The sequence below is a fragment of the Bradyrhizobium sp. 147 genome, assembly GCF_023073935.1.
Classification (GTDB): Bacteria; Pseudomonadota; Alphaproteobacteria; order Rhizobiales; family Xanthobacteraceae; genus Bradyrhizobium.
The window spans coordinates 113,939-132,006 of the sequence record NZ_JADPKL010000135.1; the positions used below are offsets into that span (position 1 = coordinate 113,939).

15 protein-coding genes are annotated in these 18,068 nt (G+C 65.6%); 6 read left to right on the plus strand and 9 right to left on the minus strand.

Annotation, left to right across the window (positions count from 1 at the left end; all coding sequences use genetic code 11):
* Nucleotide 1 precedes the first annotated feature (1 nt).
* The 3 genes from IVA87_RS31640 to IVA87_RS31650 all read left to right on the plus strand — a co-directional run bounded on the left by IVA87_RS31640 (nucleotide 2) and on the right by IVA87_RS31650 (nucleotide 3,237).
* Nucleotides 2–514: a hypothetical protein gene (locus tag IVA87_RS31640; protein ID WP_247299417.1), complete on the plus strand. Its 513-nt coding sequence runs from the start codon at nucleotides 2–4 to the stop codon at nucleotides 512–514.
* Between the two features lie 313 nt (nucleotides 515–827).
* Entirely contained in the window at nucleotides 828–2,111 is a 1,284-nt protein-coding gene (purD, locus tag IVA87_RS31645) for a phosphoribosylamine--glycine ligase (protein ID WP_247299419.1), read from the plus strand.
* A 220-nt stretch (nucleotides 2,112–2,331) separates the two neighbouring features.
* The gene (locus IVA87_RS31650) at nucleotides 2,332–3,237 is read left to right on the plus strand and encodes an alpha/beta hydrolase (RefSeq protein WP_247336868.1); all 906 of its coding nucleotides are present in this window, start codon (nucleotides 2,332–2,334) and stop codon (nucleotides 3,235–3,237) included.
* Here IVA87_RS31650 and IVA87_RS31655 read toward each other — a convergent pair.
* A complete protein-coding gene (locus IVA87_RS31655; RefSeq protein WP_247299423.1) occupies nucleotides 3,234–3,692 on the minus strand; it encodes a nucleoside deaminase in 459 nt (152 codons plus the stop codon). The two genes, IVA87_RS31650 and IVA87_RS31655, sit on opposite strands and share 4 nt — an antisense overlap.
* A 118-nt stretch (nucleotides 3,693–3,810) precedes the next feature.
* Between IVA87_RS31655 and IVA87_RS31660 the strand changes: the two genes are divergently transcribed.
* Both IVA87_RS31660 and rsmD read left to right on the plus strand, forming a co-directional pair.
* Nucleotides 3,811–5,856 (plus strand): pseudouridine synthase, encoded by a 2,046-nt coding sequence (locus tag IVA87_RS31660; protein WP_247336871.1) that lies wholly within the window; start codon nucleotides 3,811–3,813, stop codon nucleotides 5,854–5,856.
* On the plus strand, nucleotides 5,857–6,414 hold the full coding sequence (gene rsmD, locus IVA87_RS31665) for a 16S rRNA (guanine(966)-N(2))-methyltransferase RsmD (RefSeq protein WP_247299427.1): 558 nt from the start codon (nucleotides 5,857–5,859) through the stop codon (nucleotides 6,412–6,414). It abuts the gene before it with no gap.
* 1 nt (nucleotide 6,415) lies between these two features.
* Here rsmD and mutL read toward each other — a convergent pair whose 3' ends face one another.
* On the minus strand, nucleotides 6,416–8,227 hold the full coding sequence (gene mutL, locus IVA87_RS31670) for a DNA mismatch repair endonuclease MutL (RefSeq protein ID WP_247336875.1): 1,812 nt from the start codon (nucleotides 8,225–8,227) through the stop codon (nucleotides 6,416–6,418).
* 316 nt (nucleotides 8,228–8,543) lie between these two features.
* Here mutL and IVA87_RS31675 point away from each other — a divergent pair, with 316 nt between their 5' ends.
* Nucleotides 8,544–8,852, plus strand: a complete 309-nt coding sequence (locus tag IVA87_RS31675) for a hypothetical protein (RefSeq protein ID WP_247299431.1) — start codon at nucleotides 8,544–8,546, stop codon at nucleotides 8,850–8,852.
* A gap of 163 nt (nucleotides 8,853–9,015) precedes the next feature.
* On the opposite strand, the gene arfB is transcribed toward IVA87_RS31675, so the two are convergent.
* The 7 genes from arfB to IVA87_RS31710 form a co-directional block, all read right to left on the minus strand.
* The gene (gene arfB / locus IVA87_RS31680) at nucleotides 9,016–9,432 is read right to left on the minus strand and encodes an alternative ribosome rescue aminoacyl-tRNA hydrolase ArfB (RefSeq protein WP_247277573.1); all 417 of its coding nucleotides are present in this window, start codon (nucleotides 9,430–9,432) and stop codon (nucleotides 9,016–9,018) included.
* A 118-nt stretch (nucleotides 9,433–9,550) separates the two neighbouring features.
* Complete coding sequence (locus tag IVA87_RS31685; protein ID WP_247336878.1) at nucleotides 9,551–11,020, minus strand: pitrilysin family protein; 1,470 nt, start codon at nucleotides 11,018–11,020, stop codon at nucleotides 9,551–9,553.
* Nucleotides 10,939–12,333, minus strand: coding sequence for a pitrilysin family protein (locus IVA87_RS31690; protein WP_247299435.1), 1,395 nt, complete (start codon nucleotides 12,331–12,333; stop codon nucleotides 10,939–10,941). Before IVA87_RS31690 ends, IVA87_RS31685 begins: the two co-directional genes overlap by 82 nt.
* Before the next feature lie 202 nt (nucleotides 12,334–12,535).
* Nucleotides 12,536–13,258, minus strand: coding sequence for a hypothetical protein (locus IVA87_RS31695; protein WP_247299512.1), 723 nt, complete (start codon nucleotides 13,256–13,258; stop codon nucleotides 12,536–12,538).
* 94 nt (nucleotides 13,259–13,352) lie between these two features.
* On the minus strand, nucleotides 13,353–13,847 hold the full coding sequence (gene lspA, locus IVA87_RS31700) for a signal peptidase II (protein ID WP_247299437.1): 495 nt from the start codon (nucleotides 13,845–13,847) through the stop codon (nucleotides 13,353–13,355).
* A gap of 9 nt (nucleotides 13,848–13,856) precedes the next feature.
* Nucleotides 13,857–16,865, minus strand: coding sequence for an isoleucine--tRNA ligase (gene ileS / locus IVA87_RS31705; RefSeq protein ID WP_247299439.1), 3,009 nt, complete (start codon nucleotides 16,863–16,865; stop codon nucleotides 13,857–13,859).
* A gap of 200 nt (nucleotides 16,866–17,065) precedes the next feature.
* Nucleotides 17,066–18,037: a bifunctional riboflavin kinase/FAD synthetase gene (locus IVA87_RS31710; RefSeq protein ID WP_247299441.1), complete on the minus strand. Its 972-nt coding sequence runs from the start codon at nucleotides 18,035–18,037 to the stop codon at nucleotides 17,066–17,068.
* Between the last annotated feature and the right edge of the window lie 31 nt (nucleotides 18,038–18,068).

An 18,068-nucleotide genomic window follows, 5' to 3' on the forward strand; every position in this document is an offset into this window, starting at 1 on the left:
AATGACAGATTCAGTTGGCGTGGCCGTGCTAGGATTGGGACTGTTTTTGTTAGTTGTGATGGTATTGGGTCTACTTATCGCGCGTCGAAGCCCGTCCACCCGCAAAAGTCCCCTCAAACTAGAACCGAATCCGCCCACTCCGGAAGAGATCGCGGACTCGCTCGTAGAATTCGAGCGCTTCTGTGAGGCCAGCAGGATCGAAGCTGCCGGGGTTGCCGAGAATCGACGATGGCTCCGACCGATTGGCTTCGTCACGAGGTTACTTACTTACGCCGCGCTGTTTCTTCTGCTGTATATCTGGGCACCGAAGGATATCTCGAACACGCCGCTGGCGACCCTCACGCTGTCGGATATTGCTGGGACCGTTTGTTTCGCTGCGATCGGCATCGTGCTGACCCGCGCCCTTTTCAATCCGAGCGATGACGACCAGACCAAAGACGTTTGGGGTTGGCTAGGCGTCGCGCTTTTGGGCGTCGCCGTTATCGCCGCGCTTTACGTCTTCAAGGCTCGCTGACTCGCGCCGGGCCACCATAGGCGCGTTCGGCTCCGGCTGGGCTTCGCCTAGCGACCTGCCGTTAGCGAACCGACGCGCTATTTCCCGCGAGTATAAGCGGAATCTACTATTTTCTAAACTGCCGATACGCTCCGACGTGGACCGACTGATGTTGCTGGGCTATTTCCTTTGTCGGCTCTCCCACAAGGGGGGAAGGGAAGAGGAGCTTCGCCGCGCCCCGGAATGACGTGGGGTCCGGAGCCCAGCCCCCTTGAGCCCCACCCCGATTCGTGCGACCTCCGCCCTCAGCAAAACCCCTCATTCTGAGCCTTCGATGCACATTCTCCTGCTCGGTTCCGGCGGCCGCGAACATGCTCTGGCGTGGAAGATCGCAGCCTCTCCCCTGGTGACCAAATTCTGGTGCGCGCCCGGCAATGCCGGCATCGCAAAGGAGGCGGAGTGCGTGGCGCTCGATGTCGCCGACCATGCCGCGGTGATCGACTTCTGCAAGACGAACGCGGTCGAGCTCGTGGTGATCGGCCCGGAGACGCCGCTGGCGGCCGGCATCGTCGACGATCTCAGCGCCGCCGGCATCAAGGCGTTCGGCCCGAGCAAGGCGGCGGCCCAGCTCGAAAGCTCCAAAGGGTTCACCAAGGCGCTGTGCACCGAGTTCGGCATTCCGACCGGCGCCTACAAGCGATTCACCAAGGCCGATGATGCGCGCGCCTATGTGCAGAGCCAGGGCGCGCCGATCGTGGTCAAGGCCGACGGCCTTGCCGCCGGCAAGGGCGTCGTGGTCGCCAAGACCGTGCGCGAGGCCGAGGACGCCATCGCCATGATGTTCGAGGGCGCCTTCGGCGAGGCCGGCACGGAGGTCGTGATCGAGGAGTTTTTGCCCGGCCGCGAGATCAGCTTCTTCGCGCTGTGCGACGGCGAGACGGCTATACCGCTGGCCTCGGCCCAGGACCACAAGCGCGTGTTCGACCATGACGTCGGCCCGAACACCGGCGGCATGGGTGCCTATTCGCCCACGCCGCTGGTCACGCCCGCCATCCACGACGCGATCATGGCGAAGATCATCCTGCCGACGGTCTCGGGCATGAAGCAGCGCGGCACGCCGTTCCGCGGCGTGCTCTATGCCGGCATCATGCTGACGACGCAGGGGCCCAAACTGTTCGAGTTCAACGTCCGCTTCGGCGATCCCGAGTGCCAGGTCTTGATGCTGCGCATGATGAGCGACATCGTGCCGGCCTTCCTTGCGGCCTGCGACGGACAGCTGAAGAATTTCGACCTGCGCTGGCATCCGGAATCCGCGCTCACGGTTGTGATTGCGGCGAAGGGCTATCCGGGCGACTACCAGAAGGGCACGCGCATCCGTGGGCTCGATGACGCCGCCAAAGTCGACACCGTCGAGATCTTCCACGCCGGCACCGTGGCGAAGGATGACGCGATCCTCGCCAATGGCGGCCGCGTGCTCAATGTCTGCGCGCTAGGCAAGACCGTGACCGAGGCGCAAGGCCGTGCCTATCAGGCCGTCGACCGTATCGACTGGCCGGAAGGCTTCTGCCGCCGCGACATCGGCTGGCAGGCGGTGGAAGCGGAGAAGGCCAAGAATTAGCAAGACTTAGCTCGTCGTTCCGGACGGCGCGCAAAAAGCGCCGATCGGCATCTCGAGGCTTTGGTGCCACCGCGCCGCCACATCGGCAATCCAGATATGTGTAATCAGCGGTTGGGGTTAGCTGCCCCGCCGATAATACCGCTACTGTGCATGGGGTTGTTTTCGACATTTTACGTTGTCGGCGCCCCCCCCCGGGACTGACCAATAAGGATGCAAGAAGATGTCCGATCTCGCCGATCTCTATCCGGGCTTTGCTGCCGAATGGGTCGATACCTCCTTCGGCCGCATCTTCGCCCGCGTCGGCGGCAGCGGGCCGCCGCTTCTGCTCCTGCATGGCTTCTCCGAGACCCATGTGATGTGGCACCGCGTCGCGCCGCAGCTGGCCGACAGGTTCACGCTGATCGTTGCCGACCTGCCGGGCTATGGCTGGTCCGACATGCCCGCCAGCGATGCACTGCATATTCCCTACAGCAAGCGCGCCATGGCTAAAGCTATGGTCGAGGTGATGGAGCGCCTCGGCCATGTCCATTTCGCGCTCGCCGGCCACGACCGCGGCGGCCGCGTCGCCTACCGCCTCGCGCTCGACCATCCCGGCCGGCTGTCGCGCCTGGCCGTGCTCGATATCCTGCCGACCTATAATTACTGGGAGCGAATGAACCGCGCCTACGCGCTGAAGATCTACCACTGGACCTTCCTGGCGCAGCCCTATCCGCTGCCCGAGACCCTGATCGCGAGCAATGGCGAGTTCTTCCTGCGCTTCAAGATGGCGAGCCAGACCAAGTCGAAGACGTTGGAGGCGATCGACGAGCGCGCGCTCGAGCACTACCTCGCCCCGTTCCGCGATCCCGCCCGGGTGCATGCGATGTGCGAAGACTATCGCGCCGGCGCCTATTTCGACTACGACCTCGACAAGGCTGATTTCGAGGCCGGCAAGAAGATCACCATTCCCATGCTGGCGCTGTGGGGCAATGCCGGCATCGCCCAGGCCGCCGCCACCCCGCTCGACACCTGGACGCAATGGGCCACGAATGTCGCGGGCATGCCGGTGGATTCCGGCCACTTCCTCACCGAGGAGAACCCGGACGCCACCGCGAGGGCGTTGCGCGAGTTCTTCCTCGCGGATTAGCGCCGCTCGCGAAAGAACTCCCGCAGCAGCCGCGCCGCCTCGCTCTCGCCGACGCCGGAATAGACGTCCGGCGCGTGATGGCAGGTCGGGGAAGCAAAGAACCGCACGCCGGACTCGACCGCGCCGCCCTTCGGGTCGGCGGCGCCGTAATAGAGCCGTCTCACCCTTGCAAAGGAGATCGCGCCCGCACACATGGTGCAGGGCTCCAGCGTCACGTAAAGGTCGCAGTCGACGAGGCGCTCGCTGCCGATCTTCTTCGCCGCCTCGCGCAGCGCAATGATCTCGGCATGGGCCGTCGGGTCATAATCGGTCAGCGTCCGATTGGCGGCGGTGGCGATGACCTCGTAATTGCGGACCACGACGCATCCGATCGGAACTTCGCCCGATTTTCCGGCATTTTCGGCCGTCTTGAGCGCCAAATCCATGAAAGAAGGGGCTTTCATGCCTCGTATCATCGCCAGAAACCTGCTACTAGCTCCGCCTTCAGCAAGAGTGGATACCGATTTTGCCTGAGCATGCGGCTCGGAACGAGCGCGCACAATGCTTTCTGGCTACCCCTGAGTGAGATTATTCATGCCTCGCGACAGCGACAAAGACAACGATTCCCGCGGCCGGCGTGATCGTGGCCCTTCCAAGGGCCGTACCGGCAAGCCCCGGGGACCGGACAAGAAATTCGCCAAGCGCGGCTTCGAGGGCAAGGGCGACCGCGACAGCCGTCCGCCTCGCGAGGGGCGTGAGGGCCGCCCGCTTCGCCGCCGCGAGGAGGGCGATGCGCCGCGCCGCGATTTCAGCGACCGTCCGCGCTTCAAGCGCGACGACCGCGGCACAGAGGGCCGCGGCGAGCGCAGCTTCAAGCCGCGTGGCGACCGTCCGTTTTCCGATCGCCCCTCGCGCGATGGCGAGAAGCGGTCGTCTGGGCCGCGCGGTGATCGCCCGTCCTATGGACGTGACGACCGTCCGCCGCGCGGCCGTGATCGCGAGGATTCCCGCCCGGCCGGCCGGACCGGCGAGAAGAAATTTGGAGACAAGCGCCCCTACGCACCGCGCGGCGATCGTCCGGAACGCAAGTTCGAGGGCGAGCGGAAGTTTTCGCGGGGCGGACCCGAGCGCGACCGCGGCGATCGCGGCGATTCAAAGCCGTGGCAGAAGCGCGACGATCGTCCGCACGGCGATCGCCCGCGCAAGGATTTCGGCAAAAACTTCGGCGGCCGCGATCGCGGCGAAGAGAAGCCGTGGCAGAAGCGTGACGACCGCCGCGAAGGCGGCCGCGGGGATGACCGTCCGCGGTTCTCGCGATCGCGTGACGATCGTGCATCGGGCGGCGATCGTCCATTTCGTGAGCGGCCCAAATTCGACCGGCCACGCGAGGATCGCGCAAAGTTCGACCGGCCCCGCCGTGAGAGCGAGGGCGAACGTGGCGGGCGCGGTGGTGACCGCCAGAAATTCGCTCGTCCGCGCGAGCGCTCCGAGGGCCGCTCCGACTGGCACGAGCACCCGCGCAATGAAGGTCATTCCCGTGATCGTCCGCGCCGCGCGAACGAGGACGACAGCAGGATCTTTGAGAAGCGCCCCGCCTTTGGCGGCCGCGGTGCCTATCGCGAGCGCGATCGCGACTTCGAGGGGCGGCCGCGCCGTGAAGACGCGCCGAAGCCGAAGAAGGCCGGCGAGCGCATCGCAAAAGTGCTGGCGCGCGCGGGCCTCGCTTCGCGCCGCGACGCCGAGGAGATGGTCACGCAGGGCCGCGTCACGGTCAACGGGCGGGTGATCAATTCGCCCGCGCTCGACGTGACGCAGAACGACGTGGTCGCGGTCGACGGCAAGCCGTTGCCACCGCGCGAGCGGACGCGGCTGTTCCTCTACCACAAGCCGCGCGGGTTGATGACGACGCACGACGACCCCGAGGGGCGCCCGACCGTGTTCGACAATTTGCCCGAAGGTCTGCCGCGCCTGATCAGCGTCGGCCGGCTCGACTTCAATACCGAGGGCCTGTTGCTGCTGACCAATGACGGTGGCCTCGCGCGTACGCTTGAGCTGCCCGACACCGGCTGGCTGCGCCGCTACCGTGTCCGCGCCCATGGCGACGTCACCCAGGCCCAGCTCGACGAGCTCAAGCACGGTATCGAGATCGAGGGCGTCAAATACGGTCCGATCGAAGCGACGTTGGAGCGCGACCAAGGCGCCAATGTCTGGCTGGTGTTCGCGATCCGCGAGGGCAAGAACCGCGAGGTGCGCAACGTCTGCGCCCATCTCGGCCTCGAGGTGAACCGGCTGATCCGCGTCTCCTACGGCCCATTCCAGCTCGGCGAGATTCCCGAGGGCCAAGTCGAGGAGATCAAGTCGCGCGTGCTGCGCGACCAGCTCGGCGACAAGGTGATCGAGAAGTCGGGCGCCGAGTTCGACGTGCCCGCGAAATCCGCTACGCGCGACGACGACGCCCCGAAGAAGCCGATGAACCGCGCCGTGATCAACGACCGCAAGGGCCGCCGCGTGCTGGTGCAGCGTACTGGCAGCGAGGAGGCGCGCGAGCGCAACGAGTTGGAAGCAAGCGGCTATGGCCCGCCGCGCCGTCCCAAGCGCGGCTATCACGGCAAGCGCGATTTGAAGCCGCAGGAGGACTAGTTGCGCGTCGTCGGCGGTCGCTTGAAGGGGCGCAATCTCGCCTCACCGTCCTCGCGCGACATCCGCCCCACGGCGGACCGCCTGCGCGAGTCCGTGTTCAACATCCTCGTGCACGCCTATGACGATCCGATTGAGGACGCGCGTGTGCTCGATCTCTTCGCCGGCACTGGCGCGCTCGGCATCGAGGCGTCGTCGCGCGGCGCGAAGTTCACGCTGTTCGTCGACACTGGCGCCGAGGCCCGCGCGCTGCTCCGTAATAACGTCGAAGCGCTCGGCCTGGGTGGCGTGACAAAAGTCTATCGCCGCGATGCGACCGATCTGGGTCCCGCGCATCCCGTCGAGCCCTTCTCGCTGGTGTTCCTCGATCCACCCTATGGCAAGGGTTTTGCGGAGAAAGCGCTGGCGAGCTTGCGCGATGGCGGCTGGCTCACGCCGGGCGCGCTGCTCGTGGTGGAGGAGGCGAAGGCCGCGCAGTTCGTGACGCCTGAGGGTTACGAAGAATTGGAGCGGCGCGCGTACGACGACACGGAGTTCGTGTTTTTGAAGCGCAAGACGTAGGTCACCTTCGCCCGAACAGCTTCTCGACATCCGACAGCTTCAGCTCGACATAGGTCGGACGGCCGTGATTGCACTGACCGGAGTTCGGGGTGTCCTCCATCTCGCGGAGTAGGGCGTTCATCTCCTCCGGCCGCAGCCGGCGGCCGGCGCGGACCGAGCCGTGGCAGGCCATGGTGGCGGCGACATGCATCAGGCGACGCTCCAGCGGCAATGCCTCGTCCCACTCGGCCATGTGCTCGGCGAGATCGCGGAGCAGCCCGCCTGCATCGGTCTTGCCCAGCAGCGACGGCGTCTCGCGCACCGCGACCGCGCCGGGGCCGAAAGATTCGATGGCGAGACCGAACGACGCCAGCTCCTCGTTCCGATCGAGCAGGCGCTCAACCGTGGCCTCATCCATCTCGACGATCTCGGGGATCAACAGGATCTGCCGCTGCACGCCATTCGCCGAAAGCGAAGCCTTCAGCCGCTCATAGACGATGCGCTCGTGCGCGGCATGCTGGTCGACGATGATGAGGCCATCGCGGGTTTGCGAGACGATGTAGGTCTCGTGGATCTGGGTGCGCGCGGCGCCGAGCGGGCGGTCGACGAGATCGCTGACGGGGTGCGCCTCGATCCGCACGTCCGCACTGGGTGCACCGACATCGAATGCGGCTTGCGCGCGCTCGGCGAAAGCCGAAGCCGCTGAACCTTCGAAGGACGGGATCGACGCGGCTGGAGCGGATGGCGAGGCTCGCCAGTCCCAGCTTGCCGGGCGCGGCGTGAAAGCGGGCCGGAACGAAGAGAGCGCGCTCTCGCCGCCATTGGCGGCGGTGCGCCGGCCCTCCCGCGCAAGCCCTTCCTTCAACCCATGCACGATCAGTGCGCGCACCAGCCCGGCGTTACGGAAGCGGACCTCGGTCTTGGCTGGATGCACGTTGGCGTCGACCTCTCGCGGATCGAGCGTGACGAACAGCGCCACTACGGGATGGCGGTCGCGGGGCAGGTAGTCGGAATAGGCCGCGCGCACCGCGCCGAGGATCAGCTTGTCGCGAACCGGACGGCCGTTGACGAACAGATATTGCCCGAGCGCGTTGGCTTTCGTCAGTGCGGGCGCCGCGGCATAGCCGGCGACGACGACGTCCTCGCGCTCGGCATGAACCTCGACGGCATGGCTGCGAAACTCCGCGCCCAGAATATCGCCGAGCCGCGTCAATCGTCCCGCCGCGCCGGGCAGCGCCGCTGCCCAGGTCACCGGCGCGCGCTCCTCGCCCGCGAGCGTGAAGGCGATATCGGGCCGGGCCATCGCCAGCCGCCGCACCACCTCGCGAATCGCCTCGGCCTCGGTGCGGTCGGTCTTCAGGAATTTCAGCCGTGCTGGCGTCGCATAAAAGAGATCGTCGACCTCGACCCGCGTGCCATGCGCGAGCGCCGCCGGCATGATCTCGGACTTCTCGCCGCCCTCGACGGTGAGCGCCCAGGCGTGCGGCTCGCTGGCGTGCCGGGTGGTGATGGAAAGACGCGCGACCGACCCGATCGAGGGCAGCGCCTCGCCGCGGAACCCCAGCGTGCGGATCTGCAGCAGATCCTCGTCGTCGAGCTTGGAGGTGGCGTGGCGCTCGACTGCGAGGGCGAGATCCTTTGCGGTCATGCCGCCGCCGTCGTCGGTGATGCCGATCCGCCGCCGCCCGCCGCCGTCAGTGAAAACGTCGATGCGGCTGGCGCCGGCATCGATCGCGTTCTCGACGAGCTCCTTGACCACGCTCGCCGGGCGCTCGACCACCTCGCCGGCGGCGATGCGGTTAACGATCTGTTCGGGAAGTTGGCGGACGGGCATGGGTTCACTCGGCGAATGTCCCAGTCTAACGCCGCCTCGCAACAAATGCATGGGGAAGGTCGCGCTTCCCACATACCAGATGTGGGAAATCCAGCGCTTCTGGCAGTCCCGATGAATGCGGCGTGCGTGCACGAGCCGCCGCATATGAGGAGCACAATTCCGCGAAACCGCCGCGAAATCCCTAAACGATCAACACACCACGCGGCTTGCATCACGACCGCGCCGTTCGAACTCTCTTCGCGATGAACCGGTTCGGTGCAGGCGAGCGGCGCAGGAAGCAGCCGAACCGTCATCGCGAAAAATCCAGGAGAAATGGATGAAATTGGTGAAGACCTCCGTGATCGCATGCGCTCTCTCGGCCCTGATTGCGACGCCCGTTCTTGCGCAAGGTACGTCATCTGGCGCCAGGCCGGGCGGCACCGTGCAAAGCAAACCCATGCAGGGCGGCGCGTCAGGAAGCGAGGATGAGGACCTCGGCGCACAGCAGGGAGCCGCGGGCGAGAAGGTCGGCATGAAGTCGACCAAAGGCACCAAGGGCGCCGCCGGAACCACGGGCAGCGCGACGCACAAGGGCACGGCCGACGATTCCGTTTCGGGCGGTGCCGCGACCGGCAAGCGCTACTGACGCTAGCGCATGATCAGCAAAAGTGTGCAGCGGGTTTCCGCAAAGATCATGCTCAAACAATGACCTAAAGCGCGATGACGATTCACCCTGATCTCATCGCGATTTGGTCTGCGAAACGGCAAACCTTCGGTCGCTTGGCGGCCGGAGGTTTTTCGACAATCAGTCAATCGTCGAAACCGCGCCCGCGCTTCGCCTTAACGTCGCTGCGGCGCTTCTTGCCCTCGAGCCGGCGCTGCTTGGACGCGAAGGTCGGCCGTGTCGCCCGCCGCGGGATCGGGCGGACCATCGCCTCGCGCAGCATCTCGGTGAGCCGGTCGATGGCATCCTGCCGGTTGCGCTCTTGGGTGCGGAAGCGCTGGGCGTGGATCACGATCACGCCGTCCTTGGTCATGCGCTGTCCGGCGATGCGGGCAAGCCGGATGGCGGCATCCTCCGGCAGGGTCAGTTTGCGCGTGTCGAAGCGCAGTTGCGCCGAGGTCGCGACCTTGTTGACGTTCTGCCCGCCGGGCCCGGAGGCGCGGACAAAGCCGATCTCGATGTCGTCCTCGTCGATGACGAGATCGCGGGATATCCGCAGCATGATGGCACCATTCGTAATGTCCGGACATATCGCGGACGTCCAGGTTCGGCAATGGTGCATCTGGAAACGCAAATGGCCGGGACGAGCCCGGCCCATCAGGAGACTTTTTACCCGACCGTCAGTTCGACTTGGTCGCAGGTGCTGCCGCCGGTTGTGCGGCAGCCTGCGGCGCGCGGCCGACGACGACGGTCAGAAGCCCCTGGCCCCACAGGCGCTTGGCGGCCGCCTTGGCGTCGTCCAGCGTCACGGCATCGACGATGGCGTTGCGCTTCTCGATATAGTCGATCGGCAGCTTGTCCTGCTGATACTGCAACAGCGCTTGCGCCAGCTTGGAGGACGTGTCGAGTGCCAGCATCTGCGAGCCCTTGAGGTAGGACTTGGCTTCGTCGAGCTCCTTCTGCGTCGGGCCCTCGTCGGCGATGCGGCGGACTTCCTTCTCGATGGCGTCGATGGTGTCGCCCGCGCGGTCGGCGCGCGTGCCGGTATTGCCGATGAAGAGCGCCGAATGCTCCATCCAGAGCAGCGATTCGTACACGGAATAGGCCAGCCCGCGCTTCTCGCGGACCTCGCGATAGAGCCGGGAGGACAATCCACCACCGCCGAGGATGTGGTTGACGACATAGGCTGCCATGAAGTTGGGATCGCTGCGCTTCAGCCCGGGGCCGCCGAAGGTGATCACGGTCTGCGGCACGTCGAGGGCCACGAAAGCGCGCTGCGGCGGCTTTGCGGCCTCGACGTCCGCGACCGGCGTGAGGTTGGCCTTGGCGGGGAGGGCGCCAAAGGTGTGGTCGAGCAGCTTGCCGAGCGTGGCCGGATCGACGTCGCCGACGACCGCGATCTTCAACCCATCCTTGGCAAGCACGCGGCCGACATAATCCTTCATGTCGGCGACCGTGATGGTCGGCAAGCTGTCGAGGTTGCCGTTGCTCTGCCGGCCGTAGGGATGGCCGCCGAAGGCGACCTCCAGGAACTTGCGGCTCGCCAGCGATGTCGGATTGGTGGTCTCGCGGCGCAGCCCCGAGACGACCTGCGAGCGGATGCGCTCGACGTCGGCCGCATCGAAATGCGGCGAGGTCAGTGCCATCCTGAGCAGGTCGAAAGCCTCATCCTTGTTGTCGCGCAGCATGCGCAGACTACCACGGAGGGTATCCCGGGTGGCGTTGAACGAGAGCTCGATGGCGCGGCGGTCGAGCCGTTCATGGAACGTCTTGGAGTCGAGATCGCCGGAGCCTTCGTCGAGGAGGTCGCCAACCATGTTGGCGACGCCCGACTTGTCTGGGGGGTCCTGGGCCGAGCCGCCGGCGAAGGAATATTCCATGGCGATCAGCGGCACGGTTGCGTCCTGCACGAACCAGGCTTCGATGCCGCCCGGAGAGATCAGGTGCTGGATCTTTGCGGCTGCATAGGACGGCGAGACCGCAGCCAGTGCGAGGGCCGCGCCGGTAACGAAGGACAGCGCGAAATGTCTTGTTCGCAGGAAGCGCCTTGCGCGAAGAAGGGAATAGGTCACGAACGCTTCTCCTCGCGCTTGGCGGTGGCGGTGTCCTTGATCAGATAGCCCGTCACCGAGCGCTTCTTCTCGAGCCATTTCTGCGCAACGGCGCGAACCTGCTCGGCCGTGACCGCGCGGATGCGGTCGGGCCAGCTCCTGATGTCCTCGATCGACAGGCCCGTGGTCAGCGCGCCGCCATACCAGCGCGCCAGCACCGCCTGGTTGTCCTGGGCGTAGATCGCTTCCGCGATAAGCTGGGTCTTGACCCGCTCCAGATCCTCGGCGCGGATCGGGTTCTGCGCGACATTAGCGATGACGCCATCGACCGCCTGCTCGACCTCGGCGAAGCTGACACCGGGTTTCGGCGCGGCCGAGATCGCGAACTGGGTCGGGTCGAGCGAGATGCTCGAATAGCTGGCGTTGGCGGAGACCGCGAGCGGCTTGTCGACGACGAGGGCGCGGTAGAGATAGGAATTGCTGCCGCTGCCCATCAGCTGCGCGAGCACGTCGAGGGCCGCGCTCTCGCCGGCCGCAGCGGTCGTCGCCGAGGGCACCAGGTAATAGCGCCGCATATTCGGCTGCTCGACGCGCGGGTCGGCCAGCGTGACGGTGCGCGGGGCGGCCGGCTCCGGCTCCTGCGGACGAACGCGCCGCGCCGGGATGGCGGCCTGGGCCGGGATGGAGCCGAAATTGCGCTCGACCAACGGGCGGACATCGGCGGCATCGACGTCGCCGGCGATCACCAGGATGGCGTTGTTTGGCGCGTAGAAGCGGCGGTAGAAGGCGAGCGCATCCTCGCGATCGAGCTTCTCGATCTCCTGATGCCAGCCGATCACCGGCCGGCCGTAGGGATGATTGAGATAGAGCGCGGCCATGATCTGCTCGTTCAGCCGCGCGTCCGGATTGTTGGCGACGCGCATGTTGTACTCTTCGAGCACGACGTCGCGCTCGGGCAGCACGTTCTCGTCCTTGAGGATGAGGCCGGTCATGCGGTCGGCCTCGAACTCCATCATGGTCGGCAGCTGCTCGCGCGGAACGCGCTGGTAGTAGTTGGTGTAGTCGACCGAGGTCGAGGCGTTCTCGTTGCCGCCGACGCGGAGCACGGTCTGGGAGAATTCGCCGACGGGATGCTTCGAGGTGCCCTTGAACATCAGGTGCTCGAGGAAGTGTGCGAGGCCGGATTTGCCCGGAGTCTCGTCGGCCGAGCCGACCTTGTACCAGATCATCTCCGTGACCACGGGCGTGCGGTGATCCGGGATCACCACGACCTGCATGCCGTTGCTGAGCGTGAAGCTGGCGGGCGGGGCCGATGTTACCGTGGTCTGGGCGAGGGACGCGCCGGCCGTCAGGACACTCGTCGAAAGCAGCGCGGCAAGGAGGCAGGCAGCCGATCGGTAAGAGAACATCATGATCCTTATGACAGGCCGAGGTCCGGATCTCCGGCTCGGAGGCACGGCATCGTACACCGTGCGGCTGAGGCTTCGCGTCACGAAGCAGAGAACTCAACGCGTAGGCAAGTTACTGATCGGCAATTCAGGAACCGTGTCCGGCGTGCACGAGTCGCCGGCGCAGGGTTCGCTTCTGTCAGGACGTCGCGGCGCGACGGGAACGCTATTGTTCCTTGTCCTTGCCCGACATGATGTCGAAATAGGTCCGCCGCGACTTGTCCGGTCCGGAGCCATAGGCGTAGTTCGGCGACGGCGTCTGATAACCCGGCGGAGGCTCGACCAGCGATTGGCGCGGCGGCTCGCTGGTGAATGCCTTCTCTTCCGAGCTGTTGCCCTTGAACATGCCCCAGAGACCGCCGGAATAGCCGAGCTCGGCCGGCATTAGCGACGGGTTGCCGTTGGTGCCCGGCTGAATCGGATCGTTGCTGGTGCGGGGGGCTGCGGCGACCTGGCCGGCCTTCATCTCGGCGGGCGACAGCGGCTGAGCGGCTTGCCAGCTCTCCTGCGCCTTGTTGGCCTTCTTCCGCGCGGCAATGGCTTCCTTGCGGCGTTTCTCGTCGGGGTCCTTCGGCCAGTTCGGCGCATTCTTGGCCTGGGTTGCGGCGGGCGGCGGCAGGTCGAGCTTGGGCGGCACGACCAGCGGCGAACGCTCGCGGTACTCGATGCCGGGCTTCTCCATGCTCTTGGCGCCGATGCCGGACATCAGATTGTCGATGAGCTTCTCTTCGAAAGTCATGTCGTCGTCCTCGTCGTCGTCACCGGCGCGGGCGGCGCCGGACGACATGACGAGACCGATGCCAAGCGCGACTGCGGACAATTTCAATGCCCGCCAGATGCCCCGTTGGGGGTCTCGAACCATCGAACCGCTGGTCTTCGAGCTGCGCATCACCATACCTGTTCCATATTGTGGCAGATTGCCGCTCGCACGCGGCTTGACCCTCGCAAAAGCGGGTTCCACCCGCCGGTCGTATCGGCCGGGATCAGGGCGCTTTTGCGGCGGGTACCCCCAGGAAGGAATCATACAATAGCGCCGCCACCCCAGCAACGATGGCCACGTCGGCGAGGTTAAACACGTACCAATTATAGATATTTCCGCCAATCTCGATGTGAAACAGGGCGAAATCCACCACCGCGCCATAGGCCAGGCGGTCAATGCCGTTGCCGATGGCGCCCCCGATGATCAGGCCGAGCGCAATCGTGGCAAGGAGGGTGTGGGAGCGGGCCATCCAGATCGCCAGCGCGACCACCGCAATACCTTTGACGGCCATCAGCGCGAACTGCGCCGCCTGGCTGTCGTTCTGGAGCCAGCCGAAGCTGATGCCGATGTTCCAGGCCAGCACCAAATCGAAGAACGGCGTCACCCGCACCGCGCCGCGGCGGGCGAGGTCGAACACGTTCAGCAGCCAAAGCTTAGAGGCCTGGTCGAGGACGAGTGTGACCAGGGCGGAGATGATGCCGGCGCGCAGCGGGGTCATGGCTGACGGTCAGACCGCCACCCCCAGCGCCTTCCATTCACGCAACGCCTTGGCGTCGCGCGGGGTGACGTCGGGGTATTCGGGGTCTTCGCCCACCGTCGGCGAGATCTTCCAGGAGCGGGCGCACTTGGTGCCGACCGCCTTCTCGACGACGACTGCGACGCCCGGCACGGCATCGAGACGGAACGCGGAAGCCGGCGCCTCGCCCTCGCGCACCTCGTAGTTCGAGGTGATGCAGACTTCGGCGAGATCGACATCGAACAACGTCGCCAGCATGGCCCGGTCGGCGACATAGATCACCGGCGAGGCCTCGAGCGAGGAGCCGATGTTCTTGGCGGCGCGTTCGAGCTCGAGTGCGCCGGTGACGACGCGGCGCACGTTGCGGATCGTCTCCCACTTGGCGGCGAGCTTGTCGTCGCGGAGCTTCTCGAGGCCATCAGGAAACAGCGTCAGGTGCACCGAAGGCTCGGCGTTCGGCCGGTACATGCGCCAAGCTTCCTCGGCGGTGAAGCTCAGGATCGGCGCCAGCCATTTCAGGATCGAGGCACACAACAGGTCGATGGTCGTCAGCGCCGCCTTGCGCGTCAGCGAGGACGGTGGGTCGCAATAGAGCGTGTCCTTGCGGATGTCGAAATAGAACGCTGACAGCTCGCTGTTGAGGAACGCGGACAGGATAGCGACCACGGTCTTGTAGTCGAACTCCCGATAGGCCTTGCCGATCGCGGCGGCGCGCACCGCGAGCTCGTGCAGCATCAAGCGCTCGAGTTCCGGCATCTCGGCGGGCTCGATTGCGTCGGTCGGCTTGTAGTGATGCAGCGTACCCAGCATCCAGCGCACGGTGTTACGCAGCTTGCGATAGGTCTCGACGGTGTTCTTCAGGATCTCGGGGCCGATGCGCTGGTCGTCGGTGTAGTCGCAGGATGCAACCCAGAGTCTCAGGATGTCGGCGCCGGATTCCTTGATGACGGCCTGCGGCTCGATGGTGTTGCCGAGCGACTTCGACATCTTGCGGCCGTCCTCGGCCTGGGTGAAGCCGTGGGTCAGCACGATGTCGTAAGGAGCCCGACCGCGCGTGCCGCAGCTCTCCAGCAACGATGAGTGGAACCAGCCACGATGCTGGTCCGAGCCTTCGAGATACATCACCGTGTCGGTGCCGCCGTCGACCTTGCGCTTGATGCCGGCAAGGCCGGGGAAATGTACAGGGTCTTCGAGCACAAAGGCGTGCGTCGAGCCTGAATCGAACCAGACGTCGAGAATGTCGTCGACCTTCTGCCAGTCCTCGTTGGCGCGGGGCCCGAGGAAGCGCTCGCGCGCTCCCTTCGCATACCAGGCGTCCGCGCCTTCGTTCTCGAAGGCTTGCCCAATGCGCGCATTGACGGCTTCGTCCTGGAGGATCTCGGCCGAGCCGTCGCCCTTCTCGCGCACGAACACGGCGATCGGCACGCCCCAGGCGCGTTGGCGCGAGATCACCCAGTCCGGGCGGGCCTCGATCATGCCGTTGATGCGGTTCTCGCCCGACGGCGGCACCCATTGCGTCACCGAGATCGCGTGCAGCGCGCGCGCGCGCAGCGTGTCGCCGGACCTGGTGTTGCCGTCAGCGGCAACATCCTTGTCCATCGCGATGAACCATTGCGGCGTGTTGCGGAAGATCACCGGCTTCTTGGAGCGCCAGGAGTGCGGGTATTGATGCTTCAGCCGACCGCGCGCGAGCAGCATGCCCCTTTCGACGAGCGCCTTGATCACGGCCTCGTTGGCGTCGCCCTTCTCGCCCTTGTCGTTGATGACGCGCTTGCCGGCAAAGCCCGGCGCATGATCGGTGTAGGCGCCGTTCTCATCGACGGTATAGGGGATCGCGGTGTTGATGCCGCGCGCATCGAGATCGCGCGCCTGCGCCGTCCATGCGTCGAAGTCCTCGCGCCCATGGCCGGGTGCCGTGTGCACGAAGCCGGTGCCGGTGTCATCCGTGACGTGGTCGCCGGGCAAGAGCGGCACGATGAAGTCGTAGCCGCCGTCGAGGCCCTTCAGCGGATGGCTACACTCGATCGCGTCCATGGTGTCGCCGGGGACGTCGCGGACCTTCTCATAGGCCGTCACGCGCGCCTGCTTAAAGACTTCTGCAGCGAGCGCATCGGCGAGGATGAGGAGATCGCCGGGCTTGGCCCAATTGTCGGCGGGCGCGTCCGTCACCTTGTACAGGCCATAGCCGATCTTCGGCGAGAATGAGATGGCGCGGTTACCCGGCAGCGTCCATGGCGTGGTGGTCCAGATCACGACGCTTGCGGAGGCGAGCGCACCGTGCGCTGGCGAGGTCACCGGAAACTTCACCCACACCGTGTCCGATGTGTAGTCCTCGTACTCCACTTCGGCTTCGGCCAGCGCGGTCTTCTCGACCACGCTCCACATCACCGGCTTGGAGCCGCGATAGAGCGTGCCGTTGGCGGCGAACTTCATCAGCTCGCGCGCGATCTGGGCTTCAGCGGGATAGCTCATCGTGGCGTAGGGATGGTCCCAGTCGCCGATCACCCCCAAGCGCTTGAATTCCTCGCGCTGCACGCCGAGCCAATGCGTGGCATAGGCGCGACATTCCTTGCGGAAGTCGATCATTGCGGCACTATCGCGGAAGTCGGGCTTCTGCTTGCCCTTCTTGCGATAGTGCTCTTCCTCGACCTTCCACTCGATCGGCAGGCCGTGGCAGTCCCAGCCCGGCACGTAGTTGGAATCGAAGCCGAGCATCTGCTGGCTCTTGGTGACGAGATCCTTCAGGATCTTGTTCAGCGCCGTGCCGATATGGATGTTGCCGTTGGCGTAGGGCGGGCCGTCATGCAGCACGAATTTGGCGCGGCCCTTCGCCCTCTCGCGCAGCTTCTCGTAGAGGCCGATCTCATACCAGCGCTTGAGGATCTCCGGCTCCCGCTGCGGCAGGCCGGCGCGCATCGGGAATTCGGTCTGCGGCAGGAACAGGGTTTTCGAATAGTCTTTGACTTCAGACTTTTGGGACTTTTGCGGCTTTTCGGACATGAGGCTGACTGGCTCGGAAGGGCGCGGGAAACGGATGGCGATAGGGAATCGCGGGGTGAGACGATACATCCCGGTCTTGCGCCGAGCCGAAGGCTCAGGCGGAAGCCGGGCCGCTAATCCCTATGATGCGCCGCGCAAACATGGGCTCTCCATAGCAGCCGGACGGGGGAAGCGCAAAGGTGGGGTGGCCCGGTTCGGGCTCAATCGATCACGCCAAGTTTCGGAAACGCATCCGGGGCGGCGGCCAACATGGCGCGGGCGCGGGCGGAATCGTCGTCCATCTGGCGGATCAGGGCCTCCAGGCTGTCGAATTTCAGCTCTTCGCGGATGAAGCCGACGAAAGCGCAGTCGAGCACCTGCCCGTAAAGATCGCCCTTGAAGTCGAACAGGAAGATTTCGAGCAGCGGCGCGCCATTGTCGAAGGTCGGACGGCGGCCGAAACTCGCCACGCCGCCGAGGCGCTCGGTGCCGCGGCCGATCCGCACGGCGTAGATGCCGTGCTTGAGGCCGCAATTGGCGTCCAGGCGGATGTTGGCGGTGGGATAGCCAAGGTCGCGGCCGCGCTTCTCGCCGTGGATCACCTCGCCGGTGATGAACCAGGGACCACCCAGCATGGTGGTGGCTTCATCGAGTTGCCCCTCGGCGAGCGCGATCCGGATCGCGCTGGAGGAGACCGGCCGCTCGTCGATATCGATATGGGGTTGCACGTCGACCTCGATGCCAAGCCGGGGCGCCTCGTTGACCAGCAGGCTCGGCGAGCCGACGCGACCCTTGCCAAAATGGAAGTCGTAGCCGACGGCAATGCCGCTGACGCCAAGGCGGCCGATCAGGTCATGGTGTATGAAATCTTGCGCGCTGGTTCCGGCGCGCGCCTTGTCGAAGGTCATGACCACGGCACCGGCAAGGCCGGTGCCGGCCAAAAGCCGCAGCTTGGCCCGCTCGTCCGTCAGGCGGAATTGCGGGGTGTTGGGGCTGAAAAACCGCCGCGGATGCGGCTCGAAGGTCAATGCCAGCGCAGGGCGGCCATGCGCCCGGCCCATTTCCAGGGCGGCCGTGATCACGGCGCGATGGCCGAGATGAACGCCGTCGAAATTGCCCATGGCGACCACTGCACCCCGCGGAATCGCGGAATCCGGCGTTGTGTCGCGGATGACAGTAAAGGGCGAGGCCATCAGGGGAATTCTCAAACCGGGGGCAGGACCG